The organism is Longimicrobium sp. (assembly GCF_036280135.1).
GTDB lineage: Bacteria > Gemmatimonadota > Gemmatimonadetes > Longimicrobiales > Longimicrobiaceae > Longimicrobium.
This window is the reverse complement of record NZ_DASURI010000531.1, coordinates 1-2,739: the sequence shown is the minus strand read 5'-3', so window position 1 is coordinate 2,739 and position 2,739 is coordinate 1. Positions and strand designations below refer to the sequence as shown.

The 2,739-nt window shown below is 64.2% G+C and carries 3 protein-coding genes; all 3 read left to right on the top strand.

Going from position 1 to position 2,739, the window contains the following annotated elements; all coding sequences use genetic code 11:
* A partial coding sequence (locus tag VFZ20_RS17110) for a hypothetical protein (protein ID WP_329685131.1) occupies positions 1 to 505 on the top strand: 505 nt, incomplete at its 5' end.
* A gap of 261 nt (positions 506 to 766) precedes the next feature.
* A complete protein-coding gene (gene truA / locus VFZ20_RS17105) occupies positions 767 to 1,579 on the top strand; it encodes a tRNA pseudouridine(38-40) synthase TruA (RefSeq protein WP_329685130.1) in 813 nt (270 codons plus the stop codon).
* 21 nt (positions 1,580 to 1,600) lie between these two features.
* The coding region (locus VFZ20_RS17100; RefSeq protein WP_329685129.1) for an AAA family ATPase at positions 1,601 to 2,739 on the top strand (1,139 nt) is incomplete at its 3' end.

Here is a 2,739-nt window from a genome sequence, read left to right as displayed (position 1 = left end):
CCGGCGAACGCTGAACCCGGCCTCGGACACGGTGGCGGCGGGGATGCGGATCATCCAGGCGTTCCTGGACGGCGACACGGCCACGCTGCGCGCGGCCCTGGCGCCGGAGCGACGGGCGGAGGTCCCGGATTCCGCCCTGCTCTTTCTGCGCCGGAGGATGGAGACGGATCCCCGCTTTGGCCCGCTGCGGGCCCTCTCGCCGCTGCGGGTGACGCCCGACGCATCGGGCTCGTTCGTGGACGCGCGGATCACCTTCGCACACGGCGAGTGGTTCCTGCGCGCCGAGCTGAATCCACGGAACCAGCTGGGCGGCTGGTACTACGGCCGCACCCTTCCCGCGCGCGTGGAGCTGGTGAGCCTGGGCGACGGCGAGTTTTTCGTCGACGGGTTCCGCTGGGAGGAGGCGGACCGGCGCGTCCGCTTCACCCTGCGCGACGGTCGCGCGGCGGAGATGGTGATCGACGACCCGGACGGCCTCGTCGTGGCGCCGCGCCGGGAGCCGTAGCGGTCCGCGCGAGCACCGTGGCGCCCCCCGGGCGCGCACGCCGAGGGGGTGATCCGCCGCTGGACGATCGAGAAGCCCCGTCACCGCGCCCACGCGCGCGGTGACGGGGCTTCGACCATGCCGCATGCGGAGGCCGCGCGTGCCGTCCGCGGCCGCCCCGAGCGAAAATCCGCACGGTTCAAGCCGCCGCGATCACCCCATTCTGGCTCTCGCGCGTTCGCACTTTCGCACGCTCGCGCCGGCCCCTACCTTCCCGCCGCTATGGCGACCTCCTCGGACCGGCACCGCATCCGCTTCACCGTCCACTACGACGGGCGCTCCTTCCACGGCTGGCAGGTGCAGCCCGACCAGCGCACGGCGCAGGGCGAGCTGGAGCGCGTGCTCGCAAAGCTCACCAACGGGCCCTGCGCCGTCATCGGCAGCGGGCGCACGGACCGCGGCGTGCACGCCACCGGACAGGTGGCCGCCGCCGACGTGCCCCTGCGCTGGTCGCCCCACGCCCTGCGCCGCGCCATGAACGCCCTGCTCCCCGACGACGTCTGGGTCGCCGACGCGGAGATGGCGCCGCCCTTCTTTCACCCGCGCTACGACGCCACCTCGCGGTCGTACATCTACCGCCTGGGGCTGGCCAGCGAGGCCGACTCGCCCTTCCGCGCACCCTGGTGCTGGCCCCTGCTGCGCCCCGTGGACCTGCTGGCCATGGAACGCGCCGCGGAACGCATCGTGGGCGACCACTCGTTCAAGGCCTTCGCCAAGGCCGGCCAGGAAGAGCGCGGCGACCGCTGCACCGTCACCGAGGCCCGCTGGGCCCCCTGGGAAGGCATCGGGCTGGAATTCCACGTATCCGCCAACCGCTTTCTGCACCACATGGTGCGTTACCTGGTGGGCACGCTCGTGGACATCGGCCTGGGGCAGCGCGAGCCCGAAGAGATGGACCGCCTCCTCGCCGGCGAGGAGGGGCTGGAGACGTCTCCGCCCGCCCCGGCGGAAGGCCTGTTCCTCACCGCCGTCACCTATCCGGCGGACGCGGGGACAAAGCCGCCCCGCCGGCGCGGGCCGCAGCTGGTGCCGTGACACTCCCCATTGAAACTTCGCATGATTGAGAACCTACGCCTCTCTTCATCAGGGCCGCTGCAGGAAACCGAGCTACGTAGCTTGGGCCGGATCAATGTTGTCTGCGGAAGAAACAATAGTGGTAAATCAACGTTGCTCTTGGCTGCGGCTGACCGAGCACGCGCTACCGTCGGCAAGCACCTCACCGCTGACGACGTCCAAAGGATTTTTGAGGACTCTTGCGCTGAGATGCCTTGGGATCGCGAGTATCCAATCCTTAGGGGGGAGTTCCAGCAGATCATCGAGGACGTCTCAAGTACACGGGATCTCTGGTGGAGAAACGAGCACCAAGAATTCTATCGAGACATCGCCAACCGGATCTCTGGCAACGGCCTTCTATCAGGGTATGGGACCCTACCGCGCCAAGCGATCTTCAACGCATTTCGCACGGTTTTCCCGACTTTTCCAACCGTGCTGGTCATCCCAGCCAAACGCTCCCTACCCCTCACTGATGCAATTAACAGCGGTCAACAAGTCTCGCCTCATGGGTCAGGTATTCTAAATCGACTTTTTTATCTGAAAAACCAGATCACACACACAGCCGAGTACCAGCGGTACATCGACGTACGGCAGGCATTTGAAAGTATCTCATCAGGTTTTTCATTCGATGTTCTACTCGTGGAGGGTAATCACCTGACGCTGCACTTCTCCACACCATCTGGAGACTGGATTGATGCAGCCAGTGCGGGACTGGGCCTGCAGGATCTGTTGGTACTGCTCTACCTCTCGCTGGAACCCGCGTACGAGGTTCTGCACATAGAGGAACCTGAGAGCCATTTGCATCCGGAGTTCCAGCGCAAGCTCCTAAATTTTCTGAGGCATTCTACGAACAAACAGTATTTTCTAACGACTCATTCTAACGTTTTTCTCGACGTGAACTTGGTTGATCGGGTGTTTTTTACCTCACATCGTGGTCACATCAATGTCGATGATGCGACGAGCCGCGCGACAATTCTAAACGATTTAGGTTATGAGGTCACTGACAATCTCGTGTCGGACTTGGTTATCTTAGTGGAAGGTCCATCAGACTCTGCTTTCCTCCAGGCCATTCTAGGGAAGACAAGCTTTGCCGGAGAACGAGTCATCAAGTACTGGCCACTGGGCGGCGACAACATGGAGCA